General features: G+C 47.7%; 24 protein-coding genes. 10 read left to right on the top strand and 14 right to left on the bottom strand.

Features of this window, described 5'->3' with window-relative positions; translation table 11 throughout:
- Nucleotides 1-11 precede the first annotated feature (11 nt).
- From celB (ACKTRM_RS18270) to ACKTRM_RS18235, 8 genes are all read right to left on the bottom strand, one after another.
- Nucleotides 12-1331 (bottom strand): PTS cellobiose transporter subunit IIC, encoded by a 1320-nt coding sequence (gene celB / locus ACKTRM_RS18270; protein WP_012118772.1) that lies wholly within the window; start codon nt 1329-1331, stop codon nt 12-14.
- An 18-nt stretch (nt 1332-1349) separates the two neighbouring features.
- A complete protein-coding gene (locus ACKTRM_RS18265; RefSeq protein WP_012118771.1) occupies nt 1350-1667 on the bottom strand; it encodes a PTS lactose/cellobiose transporter subunit IIA in 318 nt (105 codons plus the stop codon).
- 14 nt (nt 1668-1681) lie between these two features.
- Nucleotides 1682-1993 (bottom strand): PTS sugar transporter subunit IIB, encoded by a 312-nt coding sequence (locus ACKTRM_RS18260; protein WP_007614670.1) that lies wholly within the window; start codon nt 1991-1993, stop codon nt 1682-1684.
- A gap of 153 nt (nt 1994-2146) precedes the next feature.
- Nucleotides 2147-3445: an arsenical efflux pump membrane protein ArsB gene (locus ACKTRM_RS18255; protein ID WP_012118770.1), complete on the bottom strand. Its 1299-nt coding sequence runs from the start codon at nt 3443-3445 to the stop codon at nt 2147-2149.
- A gap of 13 nt (nt 3446-3458) precedes the next feature.
- Entirely contained in the window at nt 3459-3809 is a 351-nt protein-coding gene (locus ACKTRM_RS18250; RefSeq protein WP_012118769.1) for an ArsR/SmtB family transcription factor, read from the bottom strand.
- Between the two features lie 102 nt (nt 3810-3911).
- Nucleotides 3912-4808, bottom strand: coding sequence for an ABC transporter substrate-binding protein (locus tag ACKTRM_RS18245; RefSeq protein ID WP_007614657.1), 897 nt, complete (start codon nt 4806-4808; stop codon nt 3912-3914).
- Nucleotides 4809-4824: 16 nt separating this feature from the next.
- On the bottom strand, nt 4825-5838 hold the full coding sequence (locus ACKTRM_RS18240; protein WP_007407745.1) for a FecCD family ABC transporter permease: 1014 nt from the start codon (nt 5836-5838) through the stop codon (nt 4825-4827).
- A complete protein-coding gene (locus tag ACKTRM_RS18235) occupies nt 5839-6837 on the bottom strand; it encodes a FecCD family ABC transporter permease (RefSeq protein ID WP_042635747.1) in 999 nt (332 codons plus the stop codon).
- Between the two features lie 242 nt (nt 6838-7079).
- Between ACKTRM_RS18235 and ACKTRM_RS18230 the strand changes: the two genes are divergently transcribed.
- The 7 genes from ACKTRM_RS18230 (at nt 7080) to licH (ending at nt 13415) form a co-directional block, all read left to right on the top strand.
- Nucleotides 7080-7670: a DNA-3-methyladenine glycosylase gene (locus ACKTRM_RS18230; RefSeq protein WP_012118767.1), complete on the top strand. Its 591-nt coding sequence runs from the start codon at nt 7080-7082 to the stop codon at nt 7668-7670.
- A gap of 51 nt (nt 7671-7721) precedes the next feature.
- A complete protein-coding gene (locus ACKTRM_RS18225; RefSeq protein ID WP_369719122.1) occupies nt 7722-7856 on the top strand; it encodes a hypothetical protein in 135 nt (44 codons plus the stop codon).
- A 146-nt stretch (nt 7857-8002) separates the two neighbouring features.
- On the top strand, nt 8003-9958 hold the full coding sequence (licR, locus tag ACKTRM_RS18220; RefSeq protein ID WP_012118766.1) for a transcriptional regulator LicR: 1956 nt from the start codon (nt 8003-8005) through the stop codon (nt 9956-9958).
- A 98-nt stretch (nt 9959-10056) separates the two neighbouring features.
- The gene (licB, locus tag ACKTRM_RS18215) at nt 10057-10365 is read left to right on the top strand and encodes a PTS lichenan transporter subunit IIB (RefSeq protein WP_003150863.1); all 309 of its coding nucleotides are present in this window, start codon (nt 10057-10059) and stop codon (nt 10363-10365) included.
- 15 nt (nt 10366-10380) lie between these two features.
- Nucleotides 10381-11739, top strand: a complete 1359-nt coding sequence (celB, locus tag ACKTRM_RS18210; protein WP_012118765.1) for a PTS cellobiose transporter subunit IIC — start codon at nt 10381-10383, stop codon at nt 11737-11739.
- A gap of 18 nt (nt 11740-11757) precedes the next feature.
- A complete protein-coding gene (gene licA, locus ACKTRM_RS18205; protein WP_007407739.1) occupies nt 11758-12090 on the top strand; it encodes a PTS lichenan transporter subunit IIA in 333 nt (110 codons plus the stop codon).
- Nucleotides 12087-13415 carry a 6-phospho-beta-glucosidase LicH gene (gene licH / locus ACKTRM_RS18200; RefSeq protein WP_007407738.1) on the top strand — a complete coding sequence of 443 codons (1329 nt, stop codon included), beginning with the start codon at nt 12087-12089 and terminating at the stop codon, nt 13413-13415. Before licA ends, licH begins: the two co-directional genes overlap by 4 nt.
- Before the next feature lie 40 nt (nt 13416-13455).
- Here licH and ACKTRM_RS18195 read toward each other — a convergent pair whose 3' ends face one another.
- The 6 genes from ACKTRM_RS18195 to ACKTRM_RS18170 form a co-directional block, all read right to left on the bottom strand.
- On the bottom strand, nt 13456-14547 hold the full coding sequence (locus ACKTRM_RS18195; protein WP_041482277.1) for a branched-chain amino acid aminotransferase: 1092 nt from the start codon (nt 14545-14547) through the stop codon (nt 13456-13458).
- A gap of 183 nt (nt 14548-14730) precedes the next feature.
- Entirely contained in the window at nt 14731-15909 is a 1179-nt protein-coding gene (gene dltD / locus ACKTRM_RS18190; protein ID WP_012118763.1) for a D-alanyl-lipoteichoic acid biosynthesis protein DltD, read from the bottom strand.
- A complete protein-coding gene (dltC, locus tag ACKTRM_RS18185) occupies nt 15910-16146 on the bottom strand; it encodes a D-alanine--poly(phosphoribitol) ligase subunit 2 (protein WP_003150875.1) in 237 nt (78 codons plus the stop codon).
- Between the two features lie 16 nt (nt 16147-16162).
- On the bottom strand, nt 16163-17344 hold the full coding sequence (dltB, locus tag ACKTRM_RS18180) for a D-alanyl-lipoteichoic acid biosynthesis protein DltB (RefSeq protein ID WP_012118762.1): 1182 nt from the start codon (nt 17342-17344) through the stop codon (nt 16163-16165).
- On the bottom strand, nt 17341-18852 hold the full coding sequence (gene dltA, locus ACKTRM_RS18175; protein ID WP_012118761.1) for a D-alanine--poly(phosphoribitol) ligase subunit DltA: 1512 nt from the start codon (nt 18850-18852) through the stop codon (nt 17341-17343). Before dltA ends, dltB begins: the two co-directional genes overlap by 4 nt.
- Before the next feature lie 15 nt (nt 18853-18867).
- Nucleotides 18868-19017 carry a teichoic acid D-Ala incorporation-associated protein DltX gene (locus ACKTRM_RS18170; RefSeq protein ID WP_003150882.1) on the bottom strand — a complete coding sequence of 50 codons (150 nt, stop codon included), beginning with the start codon at nt 19015-19017 and terminating at the stop codon, nt 18868-18870.
- A gap of 443 nt (nt 19018-19460) precedes the next feature.
- Here ACKTRM_RS18170 and ACKTRM_RS18165 point away from each other — a divergent pair, with 443 nt between their 5' ends.
- The 3 genes from ACKTRM_RS18165 (at nt 19461) to ACKTRM_RS18155 (ending at nt 22280) form a co-directional block, all read left to right on the top strand.
- Entirely contained in the window at nt 19461-20396 is a 936-nt protein-coding gene (locus tag ACKTRM_RS18165) for a 1,4-dihydroxy-2-naphthoate polyprenyltransferase (protein WP_003150884.1), read from the top strand.
- A gap of 131 nt (nt 20397-20527) precedes the next feature.
- Complete coding sequence (locus ACKTRM_RS18160; protein WP_007407732.1) at nt 20528-21160, top strand: GTP pyrophosphokinase; 633 nt, start codon at nt 20528-20530, stop codon at nt 21158-21160.
- A 259-nt stretch (nt 21161-21419) separates the two neighbouring features.
- Nucleotides 21420-22280, top strand: a complete 861-nt coding sequence (locus tag ACKTRM_RS18155; protein ID WP_041482227.1) for a glycosyltransferase family 8 protein — start codon at nt 21420-21422, stop codon at nt 22278-22280.
- Nucleotides 22281-22295: the final 15 nt, after the last annotated feature.

The raw sequence follows: 22295 nt of genomic DNA, 5'->3' as shown, positions 1-22295 counted from the left end.
TGCGATTTTGATTACATACTCATGCTGTCATCCCGGGCATGCTGCTCGGTCTCAGCTTCTTTTTCCTTTGCCATGTTTAATTTGTCCAGCGCTTTAAGAAACGGGAACCAGATGACAAACACAATACAGAGGTTGACCAGCTGCATAATGCCGCCCATGACGGAATTGGTCGCCATAATCCCGTTAATGAAAAGGGGGACGGTCCAAGGCACGGTCACGCCGGTAGGAGGGGGCACGATCCCCGCCGACATGGCCAGGTAGGTGACAAGGGTGACAACCATCGGCGCGATCACCCACGGAATGATAATGATCGGGTTCATCACGATCGGCAAACCGAAAATAACCGGCTCATTGACGTTGAAAATGCCCGGCGCGAGACCGAGTTTGGATATCTGTTTCATCTGTTTGCTTTTCATAAAAAGCAAGATGGCGATCACTATGGCCAATGTCATTCCGGTTCCGCCCATTCCGACGGTGTAAATCTCCATAAACGGCTTAGAAATAATATGGGGAATCTCTTTCCCCGCTGTATACGCTGCCAAATTTTCGACCTGTAATGTATTCCAAATCGGGTCCATCACGGAATTGATAATGATTTGTCCGTGAAGTCCGAAAAACCATAAAATCTGAATAAAGAAAACAGCGATTAATGTAGGAATGATGCCGCTTCCAAGTCCGACAAGCGGGGCTTGAACCGTATGATAAATGACATCATGCAGATTGGTGTGAAAGATCTGGGTGACAGCCGCATTGATCAAGAGGAAGACGGTAAGCGTGATAAAAGCCGGAATCAATGCGGCGAACGATTTAGCAACAGCCGGAGGAACACCGGCAGGCATCTTAATCGTTAAGTTTCTCTGAACGATTCTTCTGTAGATTTCACCTGACAAAAACGCGGTCATCATGCCGAGAAACATCCCTTTTGCTCCAAGCCGGTCAACCGGAATGACGCCTGCGACCGCTTTGCCCGTTTCCGGCTCTAAAACGAACGGGGTGAGCAACAGAAAAGAAACCAATGCGATCGCCCCGCCGAATACGGCCTCCACTTCGTAGCTTTTGGAAAGGTAATAGCCGATCCCGAAGACGACAAAAATGGACATAATCCCCATCGTCGCCGTCGAAGCGCCGCCAAATCCGGATTGAAAGACAGACAGGGCGGAGCTGCTCATGATTTTGTTTAAAAACGGCAGGTTCGTCAGCACGACGAACACCGAACCGAAAATGGTCAGCGGAAACGCCAGCATAAAAGCATCCCGTAAGACTTGCAAGTAGCGGTTATTGTTTAATTTGCCCGCGATCGGAACAAGGAATTGGCTGATTTTCTCAAACACGTCTTCACCCCCGGCTTTTTATAAATTCTTTGATTGAAATAAGTCGAGCATTTCTTTGACGAGCTCTTTCATTGTAAGCGCTGACATTAAGTGGTCTTCAGCATGCATAAAAAGCAGAGAGACATCCGTTTTGGCGCCGCCGGCTTCTTTTTGAATCATCTGAAAATGGATGTCGTGCGCTTTCCCCAGTTCTTCTTCAGCCTTTGTCAGAAAGGAGTCTGACTCATCTGTCCGGCCGTCTTTATATGCGCGTATCGATTGAATAATATTGCTGCGGGCATTGCCGCTGTGAAGAATCAGCTGAAAACTGATCTGTTCATCCGTGTACGTTTCCATGCTTATCGCCTCCTTTATTTGTTCTCTATCAAGGCAACGGCCTGTTCGTATGCTTTTTTGCCGTCTCCCATGCCGTAAGCCATCATGTCAATCACATCAACGGTGATGTGAAGCGGGTCCGCCTCTTTTTGAAGCTCACCTTTTAAAAAACTCATCTGCGGGCCGATCAGTACGACGTCTGCATCTTTCATCGCTTCTTTTGCTTTATCCTGTCCGACTGCCCAAATCTCAGCTTCCTCACCGATGGAGCGGGCGTAATTCTGCATTTTCGTAACAAGAAGGCTGGTGGACATGCCTGAGCTGCAGGCTAATAAAATTCTTTTCATGAGGAATCCCTTCTTTCATAAAGTTAAAACGTTTTCATGAACATTATAATCTTTTGAAATTAAATGTCTATACTTTTAAAATATAAAAGTTTTACTTTTCGGATTTTTGACACAAAAAAACCTTTTAAGATTCAACTTAAAAGGTTTTTCATCTCAAGCGAGCCATAACAGCCATAAATAAAGTCCGATCAGGGTGATGAATAACGTCGGAATGGTTAATATCAGACCTGTCTTGAAATACATTCCCCAGGAAATTTTCACGTTTTTCCGGCTCAGCACGTGGAGCCATAACAACGTCGCCAGCGACCCGATCGGCGTAATTTTCGGCCCGAGGTCCGAACCGATAACATTCGCGTAAATCAATGCTTCTCTCATCAGCCCGTGAGTGCCCGTTCCGCTGATGGCTATGGCGTCAATCATCACCGTCGGCAGGTTATTCATAACGGAGGAGAGGATCGCCGCGATAAACCCCATTCCGAGTGTGCCCGCAAACAAACCGTGATCCGCCGCTTTCTGTATAAGCTGAGAAAGAAGATCCGTCAGTCCGGCATTCCGCAAGCCGTACACGACAACATACATGCCGACAGAAAAAAACACGATGGCCCACGGGGCGTCCTTGATGACTTGTTTCGCAGGGACGGCGGGGCTTCGCTGCGCCAGAATGAGAAAAATGACCGCGATGGAGCCGGCAACGAAGGAAACGGGTATCGACAGCAGCGCGCTGACGAAATACCCGATCAATAAAACGGCCAGGACACCCCATGATAATCGGAAAAGGCGCTCATCCTTAATGGCGGATGCAGGATGTTTCACAAGGCCGGTGTCAAACCGTTTCGGAATGTTTTTTCTGAAATAGAGATACAGCACCAAAATGCTTGCCGCCAAAGAAAAGAGGTTGGGCACCAGCATGCGTGATGCATATTCAATGTATCCGATATGAAAGTAATCCGCGGATACGATATTGACCAAATTGCTGACCACGAGCGGGAGCGAGGTGGTGTCGGCGATGAACCCTCCGGCGATAATAAACGGAAAGACCAGCTTTTCAGGTAAATTCAAAGCCCGCACCATCGCCAGTACGATGGGCGTCAAAATGAGCGCCGCTCCGTCATTGGCAAACAGGGCGGAGACAACAGCCCCTAAAACCGACACATAGAGAAACATCCGCAGCCCGCTGCCTTTGGCCGCCATGGCCATATGCAGCGCGGCCCACTCAAAAAAACCGATACTGTCAAGAATTAATGAAATGATAATAATGGCGATAAAGGCAAGTGTCGCATTCCAGACGATTCCCGTCACTTCCGCGATATCGTGCAGGCTGACTGCTCCGGCGATCAAAGCGAGGACCGCTCCGCCGCAGGCAGACCAGCCGATTGATACATGTTTCGGCTGCCATATGACAAACACAAGTGTCAGCACAAAAATCAGCGCTGATAAAACCGCAACTCCCAAGAATATATCCCCCTTACCGGCATGTAACAATGACTTCTTTTTGCCGCAATGTCTGTAAAACTTCGTCCTTTTCATCTATCTGCTGCAGAATCGAGCAAACCAGCGCGTATTCCGGACCGGACGGATGAATGGCATAGTACCGCCACTGACCCTCGCGTCTTTCCCGCACAAGGCCGGCGTTCTTTAATTTCCGCAAGTGCTGGCTGATGCCGGGCTGACTTATATCAAAAATAGCCGTCAGCTCGCAGACACAATATTCCTTATCCTTCAGAAGCTTCAGCATCAAAAGCCTCGTCGGGTCGCTTAGAAGTTTGAGGCACTGGCTGATCCCTTCGGAACTTAAAGCATGATGCCTCCGTTCCATGCGCTCACTCCTTTTTTATACTATTATATAAGCAGATGTTTATATAAGTAAACGACAATATAAAAAAGCCGGCCTTGCACTTTTTGCAAAACCGGCTCATGTTTATTTTTGGAACAGTTTTTTCGCTTCATCCATTGCTAATTTATTTCCCAGTGCTGAATAATCAAGCCAAGGCTGATCGGCAATTTTATAGACGTGGTTTGCTTTCACGGCCTTCAGCCCTTTCCATACAGCGCTTTTTTGCAATTCTTTATAGGCTTGCTGTGACTTGTCGTCTCTGTTAACGACGACGAAAATCGCATCTGCGTTGTAATCAGGCAGCACTTCTTGAGAAATGACTTCATAAGGGCGGGAGGTGTTCATTTCTTTAATGCCGTCAGCCGGTTTCAGCTTCAGATCGTCAAACAGAATCGGTCCCATCGGGCGGCGTGTGCTGAAGACGCGAAGCTCTTTTGCGTTCACGCGGATCGCCATGACTTTGGCGTTTTTCCCTAATTCCTTATTCATCATGGATCTGACTTGTTTTGTTTCATCTTCGTAATCTTGAATAAATGTTTTCGCTTCTTTTTCACGGTTGACGATTTTTCCGATGTCTTTTAAATGATCGCGCCATGTGCCTTTATCAAGGTCGAAAACGTGTGTGTTTCCGATTTTCTTGTATTTTGACACATCTTTTCCCGCAAATTCTTTATCAAGATAGATGTTGTCTGGATTCAGCTCAAGTAAAGCTTCCATATCCGGGTCTGAGGCAGGTCCGAGTTTTTTCGTGTCTTTCAGCTGATTTTTCACATGAGGGAGAAAATCTTTTAATTCTCCGCCCACGACGGAACCGGCCGGTGTAACGCCGAGAGCCAGCAGATCATTTGTCAGGTGAATGGACATCGAAGCGATTTTATGATCGCCGGATTTCTTTTTTGACTCCGGCTGTGTTGAATCAGATTGGCAGGCAGCCAATAAGAAAATACACATGAAACTGATGAGCGCAATTATTTTTTTCATGGGAATACTCCTTGTTTTATGATTTGATTTTCATGACGAGATAGAGAAAATACGGCGCGCCGATGGCTGCAGCAACCACGCCGGCCGGAATGGCGTTCGGCTGAAACAAAGACCGGCCGATGGTGTCTGCCGCGACAAGAATGACAAGTCCGATTAATCCTGCAATCGGAATAATATGCTGATGCATGGTGCCGACGAGCCGTCTTGCCAAGTGAGGGGCGGCAAAGCCGATAAAGCCGATTCCCCCGGCCATCGCGACGCTCGCGCAGGACAAGCCGACCGCTATGGCGATCAGCATGATCCTTTTTCTCTGCACGTGTGCGCCGAGCCCCGCGGCTGCCTGGTCACCGAGCATTAAAATATTCAAAGAGCGGGCGTTCAGCCATGCAAGCGGTGCGAGAATGCCGATCCAGGGCAATAGCGACCACACGTGAATCCAATCCCTGCCCCAGACGTTTCCCACCAGCCAGCGGGAAGCGAATGTATAAGTTTCTTCATTCAGTCGCAGCGACATAAACAATGTAACGGCGCTGAAGCCCGCGGAAACGGCGATCCCGACTAACAGCATGCGGATCGTTAAAAAACCGTTCAGCCTGTCGTACGTAAGCACTACGATCAGCAGGGCGGCGAGTGTTCCGCCCGCAAACGTAAACAGCGGGATGAACATCGATGCCTGCGCCTCCAGGGAATGAAAGAACGTGATATACATCATCAAACCGAAGGAAGCGCCGGCATGCAGTCCGAGAATGCCCGGATCGGCAAGCGGATTTCGGGATACACCCTGCAAAATAGCGCCCGACACTCCTAAACCGATGCCGGCCAGCATCGTCACCAGAATCCGGGGAAGCCGGTAATCGAATAAAACGGTTGTGCTTTGAAACGTGCCGTATCCGAACAGCGTTTTTCCCACCGTGAGAGGAGAAAGCCGGAATGAGCCCGTATGCAGCCCGATCAGAATAATGCAAACGGCGATGACCAGCAGAATGAGTCCTGCCGCCGCCGCTTTTTTTGTTTCTTTCTGCACTTTCATTTATAAGTCTCTCCCTTCCTTGCGGGCAATATAAAGAAAGAAAGGGACACCGACAAGTGCGACCATAATGCCTATCGCCAATTCCCTCGGGGGACTGACCGTGCGCGAGGCCAGGTCAGCCAAAATCAATAGAATCGCGCCGAGTAACGCGGACATCGGAATAATCAGCCTGTACGTAACGCCGACGATCTTTCGCGCGATATGGGGAATGACCAGCCCGACAAAGCCGATCGCGCCGGCAGCGGAAACAGACACACCGGCAAGAACGACGGCGATCATTAATCCGGCGGCACGCGTCAGAGCCGTGTTCACCCCTAAATTCGCCGCCACGTCATTTCCCATTGAGAGAAGGGTGACGGACCGGCCCATGAATGTCGCGAGAATGATGAAGACCGCAATCACGGGAACAAGGACTTGTAAATGAGCCCACTTGATCCCTGACACCCCGCCGGCGTACCAGAAGGCCAAATCCTGGCTTAAATCGTAATAAATCGCCACACCGGTACTGAGTGAATGTAAAAGAGCGGCCACGACCGCCCCGGCAAGCGTTACCTTTAAAGGTGTCATGCTGCCTTTTCCCGCCGCACTGATAAAGAAAATCAAGCCGGTGCTTGCCAGTGCTCCCAAAAATGACATCACCATCAGCAGGGCGTATGATAAATGAGGGAAAAAAGCAAAACTGAGCGCAACAACAAACATGGCGCCCGCGTTTACACCTAAGACACCCGAATCGGCAAGCGGGTTTCTCGTGACACCCTGCATGAGGGCGCCGGCTGCGGCAAAAGCGGCTCCTGTAACGGCCGCCCCGAGCACCCTCGGAAGACGCAATTCATGAATGATCTGCTGGCCCGTTATGTTCGGATTGTAATCAGCAACAGCCGACCAAACCGTATGTAAAGTAATGTCTTTTGCGCCGAATGAGACGGCGAAAAAAATAGATACAAGCAGCCCGATCACCGCGATCAGGAAGAAAACCCCGTTTTTTAAGATGCTGATCAGACGGTTTGCGGACGTGACAGAATCGCTCAAAAAACAATTCACCTACTTTTATGATCATTGTCCGGTATTTATTGAATATGAGAATCATTTTCATTTGAACCATCATATTATACCGAGCCGATTTTCAAAACGCAATAGAGCGTTCAACAATGATGTCCTTTTTTTCTCTCATGTTTATATTGTAAAAAAGAAGTGAAAAACGTGAAAGAGGAAATCGCTATATTCAGAAAGGAGGGAGGCAAATGGCGGGAGAAGGAAAGCCTTTGCCGATTGAATTTTACCAGAGACCGTCAGTGGAGCTTGCCCCTTTATTGCTCGGCTGTCTTTTGGTGAAAGAGACGGATGAGGGAACGGCTTCAGGTTTCATCGTGGAAACGGAAGCTTATATGGGAGCGGAAGACCGGGCGGCGCACAGCTTCGGCAACCGGCGCACGAAACGGACGGAAATTATGTTCCATGAGGCGGGCCGCATTTATACATACGTCATGCACACTCATACATTAATGAACGTCGTCGCCGCGGACATCGGCATTCCGCAGGCCGTGTTAATCAGGGCGGCGGAGCCTCATGAAGGACAGTTCCTGATGGAGAGCAGGAGACCGGGCAGACACCCGAGAGAGTGGACAAACGGCCCGGGAAAACTGACGAAGGCGATGGGCATTTCAATGAACGACTACGGCGGCATGATCACGGAACCGCCGCTGTATATTACGGAGGGCTTTACGCCTGAGCATATATCAACAGGCCCGAGAATCGGGATTGACAACAGCGGAGAAGCCCGGGATTATCCGTGGCGCTATTGGGTGACGGGGAACCGGTATGTTTCACGCTGACCATGTTTATAAACGCTGATAACAGGGGAAAGACAAGGTAAAAGAAAGGGGATTCAGACATTGAAAAAATTTTTCAAAACGATTATCAAATGGGCGCCCGTCATCTATCCGATCATCAGAAAAATCATAAAAGAACGGAAGGCATCTAAGCGGAACCGCATGTCCGCATCCCGAACAGCCGGCTGATCCGGCTGTTTTTTTACGGGCTTGGCATCGGATTGCCGCATTGACTTGAAATCCTCCCCATTATAGAATTTACATACATTTACCCCTTCCTCATTCTTTTTGCCCATTTTTCACGTCTGCATCTGATCTGATAGGAGGTTTTTCTCATGCTTCATGGGCGGCTTCGTGAACTTCTGCGCTTGCTTTTAGCTGCTGAAACACCGGTTACAAGCTCAGTCATCGCTGCAAATGTAAAGGTAACGACGCGGACGGTCCGCAATGACATAAAGGAACTGCAAACCATTGTAGAAAAACACGGCGCATCCATTCAATCTGTCAGAGGGAGCGGCTATAAGCTGCTGATCCGGAATGAGCAGCCGTTTAAAAACTGGCTTCAGGACAATTTCCAGCAGAACAGCACCGTGCCGATTTTTCCCGATGAACGGATAGATTACCTTATGAAAAGAATGCTTCTGGCCGACGGCTACCTCAAGCTGGATGACTTGGCGGAAGAACTGTTCATCAGTAAATCCACACTTCAATCTGATTTAAAAGAAGTCAAAAAACGGCTCCGCCCCTATGACATCATTTTGGAAACAAGGCCGAACTACGGCTTTAAGCTGCGCGGCGAAGAGCTCCGCCTCCGTTATTGTATGGCGGAATACTTAGTGGACGACCGCGAGCCTGAGCCTGATCTCCTGAGTGAAAAGGCCGGTATTCTGCCGAAAGACGACATTCATGTGATCCGCACAGCCATTATGAAGCAGGTTCGAAACCATAAGATCCCGCTTTCTTTCTTCGGCCTGAACAATCTCATCATCCATATCGCCATTGCCTGCAAACGAATCCGGACAGAAAACTATGTATCTCTCATTCCGGAAGATCTTCATGATATTAAGCTTGAAACAGAATATCAGTCAGCGGAAGCCATCGTAAAAGAGCTTGAATCTGCGCTTTCGGTCACCTTTCCCGAACAGGAAACCGCCTATATCGCCATTCACCTGCTCGGGACAAAGCGCATGGCCCAGTCACAATTGGAAGGAAAAGAGCTTACAAGGCTGATAGACGGGGAAACCAGCCGTTTGACGGAGGCCATGATCGAAGCCATTGAGAGGGAGCTGAAGCTCGGAATCACGGACGACAATGAGCTGAAAGCGGGTCTTGCGCTCCACATCAAGCCGGCGATTAACCGAAACCGGTACGGAATGAACCTGAGAAACCCGATGCTCTCCGCCATAAAGGAAAATTATCCGCTCGCATTTGAAGCGGGAGTGATTGCGGGAATCGTGATCAAGGAGCAAACCGGCATTGATATTCATGAGAATGAGATCGGATATTTGGCGCTTCATTTCGGAGCCGCCATCGAAAGGAGAAAGACGGAACGGCCGCCTAAACGCTGCTTGATTGTCTGTGCGTCCGGCGCCGGCAGCGCACAGCTTTTAAGAGAAAAGCTCCGTTCCCGGTTCGCAAAGCGTCTTGAAATCGTCGGAACGGCTGATTACTGCAGCCTTGACCAGCTTTCCTTTGAGTCGATTGATTTTGTGGTCAGCACAGTGCCGATCAAAAAAGACCTGCCCGTTCCCGTATTAAAGGTTCATACGCTGTTGGGCGGCGGGGATTTTACAAAAATCGACGCCATGCTGGAAGAAAAGCGGGAACAATTGAACTTTCTGAAACCGGAGCTGGTATTTTTGCAGCAGGATCTGGAGACGAAGGAGGACGTCATCCGTTTTCTCGGACAGCAGGTTGCAGAAGCCGGCCTCGCTTCTGATTCTCTGACCGATTCTATTTTTGAAAGGGAAGCGATTTCTCCTACGAGTTTCGGCAATCTTACGGCGATTCCGCACCCGCTCGTTCCGCAGACAGACACGACGTTTTGGGCGGTATGCACGCTGAAGAAGCCGATTGACTGGGCGGATAAGCGTGTCCAATTTGTCTGCCTGCTCTGCGTCGAGAAAGAAAGCAAAGCCGACCTCCAGCATATGTACAAATGGCTCGGCGGCATGTTAGATGATCCGGCCGCGGTAAGCCGTCTCTTAAAATGCACAACCTATCAGGAGGTTTTACGAGTATTCAGAGACAAACGATCAGAGAAAGACCGGGATACACCTTTTTTCCGTTAACAGCGGAAAAAGCCTGAGTAGTTATGAAAGCGATTTCATAATATGATGGTACTAACATCGAGACATACAAAATATCAAACTTTCAGGAGGTCTTTTACATGAATATATTACTCGTTTGTGCAGCAGGGATGTCAACAAGCTTACTCGTCACCAAGATGGAAAAAAGCGCGCAGGAACAAGGAAAAGAATATAAAATCTGGGCGGTGTCAGGCGATTCAGTCAACCAGCATATTGATAAAGCGGACGTATTGCTGCTTGGGCCTCAAGTCCGTTATTTGCTTCCGCAGCTGAAAAAATTGGGTGAATCAAAAGGAGTGCCGGTTGAAGTCATCAATACTGTCCATTACGGCACATGCAACGGAGCGGAGGTTCTGAAATCAGCGGAACAGCTCGGAAACGCATCGTAGAAAGGGGCGGGCCGTGTGAATAAGGTGAACCAGTTTTTAGAAGAGAAAGTCATGCCCATTGCCGGAAAAATTGCCTCCCAGCGGCATCTGCAAGCATTGCGTGACGGGATCATCCTCACCATGCCGCTTATTATCATCGGTTCATTTTTTCTGATCATCGGCAACCTGCCGATTCCGGGATATGCGGATTTCATGGCAAAGACGTTCGGAAGCGCCTGGTCTCAAAAACTGCAATATCCGGTTGATGCGACCTTTGAAATCATGGGTCTTGTCGCCGCTTTCGGAATCGCCTACCGCCTGGCCGAAAAATACGGGGTGGATGCATTATCGGCCGGTGCGATATCTTTGGCGGCGTTTCTCTTGGCAACGCCGTACAAAGTTCCGTTTCTGCCTTCCGGCGCCAAAGAGGAAATCATGGTCGGCGGCGGCATCCCGCTGTCTCTCATGGGAAGCAAAGGGCTGTTTGTCGCGATGATCATCGCCATGCTGTCGACGGAAATTTACCGCCTGATCATCCAGCGGAATTTCGTCTTCAAAATGCCGGACGGCGTGCCTCCTGCGGTCAGCAAATCGTTTATCGCTTTAATTCCCGGTTTTGCCGTCATCTTTCTGATCTGGGGCGCGCGTTTAATTGTCGAAGCGACGCCGTTTGAAAGTCTTCATAACATTGTAAGCGTTGTACTGGGGACACCGCTCTCGATTCTTGGGGGAAGTCTCGGCGGAAGCCTGATAGCCGAAGCGGTTCAAATGCTCTTGTGGGCGTGCGGATTACACGGGGCGAACATAGTCGGCGGCGTCATGGCGCCGATCTGGTTCGGAGCGATGGATGCCAACCGGATTGCGTTTCAGGCGGGCGATGCGCTTCCGAATATTTTCACCCAGCAGTTTTTTGAAATCTGGATCAACATCGGCGGAAGCGGCGCGACACTGGCGCTCGTGGTCACCATGTTTCTCCGTTCGCGAAGCAAGCAGATGAAGCAGCTTGGGAAACTCGCCATCGGGCCGGCCGTCTTTAATATTAATGAGCCGATTATTTTCGGAATGCCGATCGTCATGAACCCGATGCTTCTCATTCCGTTCATTATCACACCGCTTGTCACACTGGTCTTTACCTATATCGGCATGAGCACTGGCCTCGTCGCCAAACCTGCCGGCATTGCCGTCCCATGGACGATGCCGCCGATTTTCTCCGGCTATCTTGCCACGGGCGGAAAAATATCAGGGGCTGTCATGCAGGCGATTAACATCATCACAGCCTTTATCGTGTACTATCCGTTCTTCAGAATGTGGGATTCGCAAAAGCTGAAAGAAGAAAACGAACTTGAACAATCGCAGGCGCCAGCCGTACAGGGAGACGAAAAAGCCGTGCTGTAGAGAAAGGGAGTGAAACACATGAATGAAAAAATGGAACAGACCATTTTTCAGATCATCCTGCATGGCGGCAACGGCAGAAGTGCATCAATGGAAGCCATTGCCGCCGCAAAGCGGGGGGACAGAGCCATGGCGGAAGAAAAGCTTCAGGAAGCCGCAAAGGAACTGACGGAAGCCCATCATTATCAGACAGAACTGATCCAAAATGAAGCCGGCGGAGAAAAAACAGACATGACGCTTTTGATGGTGCATGCGCAAGATCATTTAATGAATGCCATGACCGTGAAAGACTTGGCCGCTGAGTTAGTCGAGATTTACGAAAAAGTGAGTCTGCAAGGGGGAGCAAAAATATGACAAAAGGAATTAAAATTGTAACGATCGGCGGAGGTTCAAGCTATACACCGGAGCTTGTGGAAGGCATCATTAAACGCTATGAGGAACTGCCTGTCAGAGAATTATGGCTCGTCGACATTCCCGAAGGCGAGAAAAAACTCAATATCGTCGGCACGCTTGCAAAACGCATGGTCGAAAAAGCGGGTGTTCCGATAGAGATTCACCTGACGCTTGACCGGAGAGAAGCTTTGAAGGATGCGGATTTCGTAACGACTCAATTCCGCGTCGGCCTTCTTGAGGCCCGCGCCAAAGACGAACGGATTCCGCTAAAATACGGTGTAATCGGCCAGGAGACAAACGGTCCGGGCGGTTTATTCAAAGGGCTGCGCACCATCCCGATTATTCTGGAAATCGCGAAAGACATCGAAGAGCTTTGTCCGAATGCATGGCTCGTGAATTTCACAAACCCTGCCGGCATGGTTACCGAGGCCTTGCTCCGCTACTCGAATCTCACAAAAGTCGTCGGCCTCTGCAATGTGCCGATCGGCATTAAAATGGGCGTCGCAAAAGCATTGGACGTGGATGTCAGCCGGATCGAAGTGCAATTTGCCGGGCTGAATCACATGGTCTTCGGATTAGATGTTTTCTTAGACGGCGTCAGCGTGAAAGATCAAGTCATTGAAGCCATGGGAGACCCGAAAAACGCCATGACGATGAAAAATATTTCAGGGGCGGAATGGGAGCCTGAATTCCTGAAGGCGCTCGATCTGATTCCTTGCGGCTACCACCGCTATTATTTCAAAACGAAAGAAATGCTCGAGCATGAAATAGAAGCGTCACAGACGGAGGGCACACGCGCCGAGGTCGTACAGAAGGTTGAGAAAGAACTGTTCGAACTGTACAAAGATCCGAATCTCGCCATTAAACCGCCGCAGCTTGAAAAACGGGGCGGAGCGTACTACAGTGACGCGGCCTGCAACCTGATCAGCTCCATCTATAACGACAAACATGATATCCAGCCCGTCAATACGATCAACAACGGCGCGATCGCCAGCATTCCGAATGACTCAGCGGTCGAAGTGAACTGTGTCATGACGAAAGACGGCCCGAAACCGATCGCCGTCGGTGATCTGCCGGTGTCTGTCCGCGGACTCGTCCAGCAAATCAAATCATTTGAGCGTGTCGCCGCTGAAGCAGCCGTCACGGGAGATTATCAAACGGCGCTACTTGCGATGACGATCAATCCTCTCGTCCCGTCAGACTCCGTGGCAAAGGCCATTCTGGATGAAATGCTTGAGGCCCACAAAGAACATCTGCCTCATTTCTTTAAGTCGATTGAAGCATAAGAGCAGTAAAAAAACCCGGATTCGCTTCCGGGTTTTTTGCTTATTTTGTTTCGCTTAGTGAGGCGACTTCCGTCGTCCAGCCGAACACGTCGGCTTCCGCGCCTTTTTGAATGCCTGTAATGGTATCGTACAATTTCTTCGAGATCTCTCCGGTTTCACCGCTGCCGATGACAAGACTTTCATCATTCCAGATCAGTTCGCCGACCGGAGAAATGACCGCCGCCGTACCGGTTCCGAATGTTTCTTCCAATCGGCCGTCACGATGCGCCTGAATGATTTCATCGATCGAAATCTTCCGCTCAGACACAGTCAGTCCCCAATGTTTGAGAAGGGTGATGACGGAATTTCTCGTAATTCCTTCAAGAATGCTTCCGTTCAGCTCCGGCGTCACGATTTCGCCGCTGATTTTGAAGAAGATGTTCATGCTGCCGACTTCTTCGATGTATTTTTTCTCAATGCCGTCAAGCCATAAAACCTGGGAAAATCCCTTCTCCTCCGCAACCTGCTGCGCTTTCAGGCTTGATGCGTAGTTGCCGGCGGTTTTCGCGTTTCCGGTGCCGCCTTTGACGGCGCGCACGAATTCGTTTTCCACGGCGATTTTTACCGGTTTAATGCCTTCTTTGTAATAAGAGCCGACCGGGGAAAGAATGATAAACAGCTTGTACGTATGGGATGCCGCTACACCGAGGAAAGGCTCAGTCGCAATGATAAACGGACGGATATAAAGGGAAGTGCCTTCCGCTTTCGGAATCCAGTCTTTGTCGATGGCTACGAGCTGTTTCAGGCCTTCAAGAACAAGCTCTTCATCAATGAGCGGGATGCAAAGGCGGTCATTTGACTGGTTCAGGCGCTCCATATTTTTCTCCGGTCTGAACAGAAGCACTTCCTGATCCTTCGTTACATACGCTTTAAGCCCTTCAAAAACGGTTTGGCCGTAATGATAAACCATGGCCGCAGGATCCATTGAGATGGACTGATAGGGAATAATTCTCGGATCATACCAGCCTTGATCGGCGTCGTAATCCATAACAAACATATGGTCGGTGAAAATTCTGCCGAACGCAAGGTCATGGGGGTCCGGTTTCGGTTTTTTGGCTGAAGTGAATTCAACACGAATGTCTTGTTTCATAATGTTCTGTCTCCCTATTGGTGTTATTGTCAAACTTATTTGAAAATAATTTATATTCTATTGTATACCTTCAACAAATATTCGCAATAGTTTTCCTCAAATTTGTGAAAAAATCAAATCACATAAAAAGCAGGGGAGAGAATGCCCCCTGCGTGTTCGTTTTTACGTATTCTGTCATCACCGTGCTCAGTGAACCGTCACCTTGCCGGTTTTGTAAAACTGCTCCATTGCTTTATCGACGTACACCCAGCCCTTCCAGGCGATATGGATGGTGTCTTTCATAAAGTACGGATCATATTCGTGCCCGGATAAGTCGGCAACCTGAAAGCCCTTCGCTTTAATTTGCTTAGTGACTTTTTTGTAGTAATCAGTCCGGCCTTTTTTCGGGAAGCCGGTGTAGTCATACCATTTTCCGTTGACCGGAATAACCACGAACATCGGTTCAGCGCCGGCATCTTTCAGAATGTCCAGCATATCCTCAAAGTCGTGATATTCGACTGATTTGGCGTATGTTCTTCCTTTGTTGATTCCTTTCACTCTCTTTACTTTCTTCTTAATCTTTTTATAAGAAGCGTCATCGATATAGAAAGGATTGGACTTGGAGCTCCGTTCTCCTAATTGAGCCGCGGCTGTTTTTAACTCTGACCACGATTTCCCTTTCAGGTTTTCAGAGATCGTCCGTTCAGGGCCCTTGTTTTCTCCCATTGAATAATAAAGATCTTTTTTCTCAAGCAGAGAATAATAAGCTTTGGCAGCCGGCATGACCGCTTTCACTTTCCATGATTGTCCGTTGACCATTCCCTTGTACAATTCAGAAAGGACGGCATCATGCTGAACGACTTTAAAACGGAGCATGCGCTTCATCATGTTCTTTTTGACCGCGGGATCAATCTGGTTATTAAATGCTAAATCCAATGCCTGAAGTGATGAAAAATTCGGCGCAAAGTGCTGTTCATCAGAACCTTTTTTGATAAACCATTGCGGAGAAACAATGAATACCAGCTTTTTGCCTTTCAGCTGCTGATAATGCGCCGCAAAGTTCACGGCGTGTATCAAGGATTGGTCCCCGCCTTTTCCGACAAGATAAGGCGTAAAGCCTTGGTTGTTCACTTGGAAATAGTTGGACGGGTGAAACTCATCCAGTCTTGAAAGCTCGGAAGAACCGAAAATCGGCAGATACTTCGAGTCTTCGAACATTTTGTTTTGAAGATAGAGTCCCTGGAACATATTCGGATTTAAGGCTGCCGCCGACTCTTCGACACGTTTTTCAGGAATGAAGCGCGTAAGCCATGAAGCCGGAACTGCGATAGCTCCGACAAACAGGACGAACGCTAAAATAATTGGTCCAAAGAAACGCTTTTTCATTTACTTCAACTCAGTCAGTTTGTTTACAATGTTGTTTGGCGTATTCCACTCGTCACGGTCAAATTCAGTGATCGGCACTGTAATGCCGAAGCGGTTTTCGATGGCGACCAGCAGCTCTACAGTTCCGAAAGAATCAAGCAGTCCTTCTTCAAAGATTTCAATATCAGGATTTTCTTTCACAGCGTCCTCCTGACAAACTTCAGCTAATACGTCTAATACTTCCTGTTTAAATTCCATGTGTTTTCAATCTCCTTTAGTGATGAAATGGTTTTCCTGAGAAAATATAAAATCCGAAACATACGAAATGGAATGTGATGACGATGGCTAAAAAGGCCGTAAAACGATTGGCGGGCAGCCACTTGTATTTCTTATTCCATTTCTCAAAAAAGTTATACCCGGTCATTAATACGGCGTGGTACAGGCCGTATACAATATATTGCAGGGCGAGTCCGTGCCAGACGCCCATCAGCATGAACAGCAGGAAATACCCGATGTTCGAGACGGCCATCCGGTTCTTTATCCATTTTTTCTTTGTCATCCAGAAAACAAAGCGCATAAATACGTAGTCTCTGAACCAGAAGGATAAGGACATGTGCCAGCGGTTCCAGAAGTCTTTAATGTTTTTGCTGATAAACGGCTTATTAAAGTTTTCCGGAGATTTGATACCCATGATATAGCTTACACCGACGGCAAACATCGTGTAACCCGCAAAATCAAAAAACAGGTACAAGCTGTATCCGTACATGTACAGCACATTACCCCACAGTTTGCTGTGGGTGATATGAGACAGATTCATAATGAAATACGTGTTAATCGCATATCCGATAATGAATTTGTATAAGAAACCGATAAAAATTTTATGAATGCCGGTATACAGTAAATCAGCGTATTCTCCCTTTGTCCATACTTTCTGTTCGTCCTTGGCAAATCTGCGGTATCTGTCGATCGGACCGGAAGAAATGGTCGGGAAAAACATAATAAAGTACAAAAGGCGGTGAAGCGGCATTTTTTCTTTAATCAGCCCGTCTCTCGTTTCCATGATCAGCTGGACGCCTTTAAATGTCAAATAAGAAATTCCTAAGAAACTGATCAGGTTATGAACCGGGTGATGAGGCGCCGGCGGAAAGAAAAACGGCCATAATTTAGATAAAAACAGGGGTAAAATGGACGCGATCACGGCCATACTGAAGACAAAGCCGCTGTTGGCTTTCAGTCTGTAAGCGAGATAACCCCTGATTAAAAGCACCTGCCACAGCGTAAAGATACATAGTGCGATCACGCCGTGCAGATCATGCGCGAAAATCAAAGCCAATACGATGATGGATATAAACATGTTGTATCCTTGGAATCTCTTGCCGTTCAGCCCTAAAATAATCGTCGGCAAAAGAAGGATTCCAAGTAAGATAAAGAAGAAAAACGAGCTGTAAGGCGTCATACAAGAACCTCTTCGCCAATGCGTTTACGGTCGATTTTTCCGTTCGCAGTCATTTGAATGTGATCCTGATAAATGAATTTTCTCGGAATCATGTAGGCCGGAAGCGAAGCGGCCAGTTCTTTCTTAATGGCGCTTGTCAGCTGGAATTCTTTTTCAAAATCATGTTTTTCAGGCACGATGGCGGCAATTAAATATTCGACAGGTCCGTTAGGCTGATACGGGATGACAACCGCCGTGCGCACATATTGAGACTGCCTTACATGTACTTCGATTTCCTCCAGCTCCATGCGGTAGCCGTGAAGCTTAATCTGGAAATCAAGGCGTCCTTGGCAGAAAATCTGACCATCCTGAACATAACCGGCATCACCCGTGTGATATGCCCACTGGCCGTCGATCGGGAAAAACGCTTTTTCCGTCAGAGAAGGTTCTCCGAGATAGCCTTTGCTCACGCTCGGGCCCGCGATGATGATTTCCCCTTTTTCTCCGTCCGGAAGCTTATTCCCGTTTTCATCCATGATGAAGATATCCATATCGGGTTTTGCAAAACCGACAGGCAGAGATTCATTTTCATCGATGATCTGCTGCGTAATTTCAACGGAGGTGACGGCAACCGTTGTTTCAGTCGGACCGTATGTATTGAATACGCGGGCCTTCGGAAAACGGTTTAACAGCTCCTGTGCCACGGCAGCCGGAAGCGCTTCTCCGCAAAACATAAATACTTCTGCCTCAGGCAGGAGCTCCTGCGTAAAGCCGGGGTCCATCAGACACATTTGGACGAAAGACGGCGTCGATGTCCAGACGTTCAGTTTGGATTTCTCCAGCTCTTCAAATAGTACTTTCGGTTTATTGATTTTGTCTTTCGTTACGCAGTGCAGCGTACCTCCCGTTTGAAGCGACGGGAAAATGTCCATGACAGATAAATCAAAAGAAAACGGAGCTTGGTTTAAGAATGTCTTACCCTCGCCCACAGGAAAATCCCTGCAGATCCAGTCAGTAAAGCTTTGCAGGTTATCAGCCGATATCTGCACGCCCTTCGGATTTCCCGTGCTGCCGGACGTGTAAATAATGTAAAACGTGTCCAGCTCTTTTACCCAGTTCTCACGGCTGAGGTCTGCATCTCCGTCAGCTGCAAGCTCTTCGGGCGTAACGGTTTTAATCAGATTGCTTCCCGTATCGACTGCATCGCCCGATACGCTGATAAGCAGCTCTGCGCCTGAGCTTTCAATGATTTTGACGATCCGCTCCGCCGGAATGGAAACATCGACAGGGATGTAAGGGCGGCCCGCTTTGACGCTTCCTAAGAAAGAAACGATCATATTCGGCTCCATATGTCCGTAAACCAGGACAGGCGCTTTCGAACCGTCAGCTGTATGTTTTTGAATGCCGGACGCAACCCGCTCCGACAAATCCCATAATTCCCCGTAAGTGAGGGAATGATCTAAGGAACGAAACGCTTCGGCCTGCGGCTTGGCGTCTGCGTATGTTTTTATAGCATCAAGTAGTTTCATAGTTATCCTCCCCGATTAGAAATCGTTGTAAATATAAGTGCCGGTATTCGCTGTATGAAATCCATACATCCAAAAGAGCAATACTAATATCAGAAAATAAAAGCCCGTATGAAACGTCCATTTGATCAATGTATTTTCATAAGCACGTTTTAATTTTTGCATCATATTCAAAATTCCTTCCCCGCGTATTCAATAATTACACCAGTATATGACGATTAGATTAACAAAAAGTTTCAAAATATGTCTAATATCCTAAGCTTAAAATTTCCTTAAAAATGAATGAGAAACAAAAGGATGGAAAACACGCATGTATAAATTGGCAAATGATCATACTAAAAAGGCGCTGTTCAGGCGGGATTTTTAACTTATCGTAAATATAAACGAGGTAAAAAAATTTTGGCGGTTTTTTCTTAAGCAGGCTTGTGCCGAACCCTAATGGAGAAGGGCGAAAAGCCGTTTCCGGCAGGATAGCCGATAAAGCGCCGCATCTTGTGAAATGAGGAAGAAATTATTATGATAGATAAGGTAGCAGAAAACGTGAAAACCCCAATTCAACACTACTGTTATCGGCTGACTGTGAAAGCCTTTTAATAGAAAGGAAGAGGAAAATGAATCAAAACAATATGGGGGGCAGCCAAAAGACGCCCGAGAAAGAAAGCATGGGCCGCATTTTGTGGCAGCTAACCCGCCCTCATACATTGACGGCATCGTTTGTGCCCGTACTTCTCGGCACCGTATTGGCGATGTTTTACGTAAAGGTTGATTTCCTGCTGTTTTTGGCCATGCTGTTTTCCTGCCTTTGGATCCAGATCGCCACGAACTTATTCAATGAATATTACGATTTTAAACGCGGTTTAGATACGGAGGATTCCGTCGGTATCGGCGGAGCGATCGTCCGGCACGGCATGAAGCCGAAAACAATTCTGCAGCTGGCGCTCGGCTCTTATGCGATTGCCCTCGTGCTCGGTGTTTATATCTGCATGAGCAGCAGCTGGTGGCTTGCGGCTATCGGCCTTGCCGGCATGCTGATCGGCTATCTGTATACGGGCGGCCCGCTGCCGATTGCGTATACACCGTTCGGGGAACTGTTCTCCGGCATTTGCATGGGCTCTGTATTTGTCCTTATTTCTTTCTTCATTCAGACAGGCAGAATTAATGAACAGAGCATTTTGATTTCCATCCCGATCGCCATCTTGGTCGGAGCCATTAATCTGTCCAACAATATCCGTGATATTGAGGAAGATAAAAAGGGCGGACGTAAAACCCTGGCCATTTTGATGGGGCATAGAGGGGCCGTCATGATACTGGCCGCATCTTTTGCCATCGCTTACATCTGGATCGTCGGTCTTGTCATCATGGGTTACACAAGCCCGTGGCTGTTCCTGGTCTTCCTGAGCGTGCCGAAACCCGTTCAGGCCGTGAAAGGCTTTGTGAAAAACGAAATGCCGATGAACATGATTATTGCGATGAAATCAACGGCGCAAACCAATACATTTTTCGGATTCCTGCTTTCCATCGGACTCCTGATCAGTTATTTCCGCTGATCAAATGAAAGGGCAAATGCCATAACCGGCATTTGCTTTTTTTTATGACATAATCTTCACGATTTTGTAAAGAACCTGACCGCGGACTGACCCGTCTTATATACGGACAGCAAAGCAAGGAGATGAAAAAAATGGACTTGTCAACAGCCCATATGGATGATTTGAAAACGGTCATGGAAGATTGGAAAAATGAATTATTAGTTTATAAATTCGCTTTAGATGAGCTGGATACGAAGTTTTCTATTATCAGCCAGGAATATAATCTGATTCACGGGCATAACCCGATCGAGCATACAAAATCACGCGTAAAAAGTTTCGAGAGTATCGTCAATAAACTGATGCGCAAAGGCTGCGATGTGACGACGCAGGAAATGAAAGAGCATATTCATGATATTGCGGGTGTCAGGATTATCTGTTCCTTTATTTCCGATATTTATAATGTCGCTGAGGTTTTGAAGCAGCATAAGGACCTGAAGATCGTAAAGGTGAAGGATTATATCAAACATCCGAAGCCGAACGGCTACCGCAGCCTGCATTTGATTATTGAAATTCCCGTTTATTTGACGAATCGTGTGGAATATGTGAAGGCGGAAATTCAAATCCGCACCATTGCCATGGATTTTTGGGCGAGTCTTGAACATAAAATTTATTACAAATTAAATAACGAGGTCCCAAAGCATCTGACCGACGAGCTGAAGGAAGCGGCGGACATTGCCCATTATTTAGACGAAAAGATGCTTGGGATTAAGAAAGAAGTCGATTAAACAATTGACGCATCACAACCAGCCGGACCGCTTTTATGTGCAGTCCGGCTGGTTGTTTTTATGTTTACGTGTTTTCGCTTTCCTGCGCGATATATTCTGACGATGATTCAGGCTGAAATCCTGATTGAATTTGAACAGGGAATGCAAAAGATATCAAATCGCAAACAGCACATTCCCGCAGAAAAAATGTGTAAGATCGAGGTTTACTTTTTTAAAAAAGGGAAAGACATTTGTACAACAAAAAGGGAGATGAATATCAGTGGGAAAGAATGAAACAATGCATATCGTATCATGTGCCGATGATCATTATGCTCGTCATTTGGGTGGGATGTTCGCTTCTTTATTGATGAATATGGATAAAACAAGGGATGCGAAATTATATGTGATCGACGGCGGAATTACTGCCGAAAACAAGGACAAGCTTGAACAGACCGCGATGTCATTCGGGACGCCGCTTGAATTTTTAGAAGTAGACGCTGATCAATACAAGCATGCAGTCGAAAGCAGCCACATTACAAAAGCGGCTTATTACCGCATTTCCATCCCTGATTTAATTAAGGATGAGTCCGTAAAGCGGATGATTTACATTGATTGCGATGCAATTGTGATGGAAGATATTTCGGTTTTATGGGACTTGGATATTTCCCCGGCAATAGTTGCGGCGGTAGAAGACGCCGGACAGCATGAAAGGCTGAAAAAAATGAATATCAGCGACACTGCCAAGTATTTTAATTCCGGCATTATGATTATAGATTTCGAACCTTGGAGAAAACAAAATATTTCCGAAAAGGTGATTGATTTTATTAACGAAAACAGCTCGGAGGATTTTCTCGTGTTTCATGATCAGGACGCGCTTAACGCGATCTTATATGATCAATGGCATGAACTGCATCCGCGCTGGAACGCGCAGACGCATATTATCATGAATGAGAAAACGCCTCCTGAACTGATCGACCGTATACGTTACAGAGAAACACGTGCCGAACCGGCCATCGTCCATTTCTGCGGCAGCGACAAGCCTTGGAATACAGGCACCTCGCACCCGTATCGTGATCATTATTTCCGATATATGTCCTATACGAAATGGAACACGATCGACCGCCCGGCCATGAACCAATAGGCAGGTGTGATGAAA

It is taken from the genome of Bacillus sp. D7-8 (assembly GCF_052055895.1).
Taxonomy (GTDB): Bacteria; Bacillota; Bacilli; order Bacillales; family Bacillaceae; genus Bacillus; species Bacillus velezensis.
Note: the sequence above shows the minus strand (reverse complement) of the source record. Positions and strands in the feature narration are given on the sequence as shown.

Excerpts from the sequence above, each read along its gene's own strand:
- ACKTRM_RS18265 (WP_012118771.1), bottom strand. The coding sequence starts at position 1,667 with ATGGAAACGTACACGGATGAACAGATCAGTTTTCAGCTGATTCTTCAC.
- ACKTRM_RS18260 (WP_007614670.1), bottom strand. The coding sequence starts at position 1,993 with ATGAAAAGAATTTTATTAGCCTGCAGCTCAGGCATGTCCACCAGCCTT.
- ACKTRM_RS18250 (WP_012118769.1), bottom strand. The coding sequence starts at position 3,809 with ATGGAACGGAGGCATCATGCTTTAAGTTCCGAAGGGATCAGCCAGTGC.
- ACKTRM_RS18245 (WP_007614657.1), bottom strand. The coding sequence starts at position 4,808 with ATGAAAAAAATAATTGCGCTCATCAGTTTCATGTGTATTTTCTTATTG.
- ACKTRM_RS18240 (WP_007407745.1), bottom strand. The coding sequence starts at position 5,838 with ATGAAAGTGCAGAAAGAAACAAAAAAAGCGGCGGCGGCAGGACTCATT.
- ACKTRM_RS18230 (WP_012118767.1), top strand. The coding sequence starts at position 7,080 with ATGGCGGGAGAAGGAAAGCCTTTGCCGATTGAATTTTACCAGAGACCG.
- licR (WP_012118766.1), top strand. The coding sequence starts at position 8,003 with ATGCTTCATGGGCGGCTTCGTGAACTTCTGCGCTTGCTTTTAGCTGCT.
- licB (WP_003150863.1), top strand. The coding sequence starts at position 10,057 with ATGAATATATTACTCGTTTGTGCAGCAGGGATGTCAACAAGCTTACTC.
- licA (WP_007407739.1), top strand. The coding sequence starts at position 11,758 with ATGAATGAAAAAATGGAACAGACCATTTTTCAGATCATCCTGCATGGC.
- licH (WP_007407738.1), top strand. The coding sequence starts at position 12,087 with ATGACAAAAGGAATTAAAATTGTAACGATCGGCGGAGGTTCAAGCTAT.
- dltD (WP_012118763.1), bottom strand. The coding sequence starts at position 15,909 with ATGAAAAAGCGTTTCTTTGGACCAATTATTTTAGCGTTCGTCCTGTTT.
- dltC (WP_003150875.1), bottom strand. The coding sequence starts at position 16,146 with ATGGAATTTAAACAGGAAGTATTAGACGTATTAGCTGAAGTTTGTCAG.
- dltB (WP_012118762.1), bottom strand. The coding sequence starts at position 17,344 with ATGACGCCTTACAGCTCGTTTTTCTTCTTTATCTTACTTGGAATCCTT.
- dltA (WP_012118761.1), bottom strand. The coding sequence starts at position 18,852 with ATGAAACTACTTGATGCTATAAAAACATACGCAGACGCCAAGCCGCAG.
- ACKTRM_RS18170 (WP_003150882.1), bottom strand. The coding sequence starts at position 19,017 with ATGATGCAAAAATTAAAACGTGCTTATGAAAATACATTGATCAAATGG.
- ACKTRM_RS18165 (WP_003150884.1), top strand. The coding sequence starts at position 19,461 with ATGAATCAAAACAATATGGGGGGCAGCCAAAAGACGCCCGAGAAAGAA.
- ACKTRM_RS18160 (WP_007407732.1), top strand. The coding sequence starts at position 20,528 with ATGGACTTGTCAACAGCCCATATGGATGATTTGAAAACGGTCATGGAA.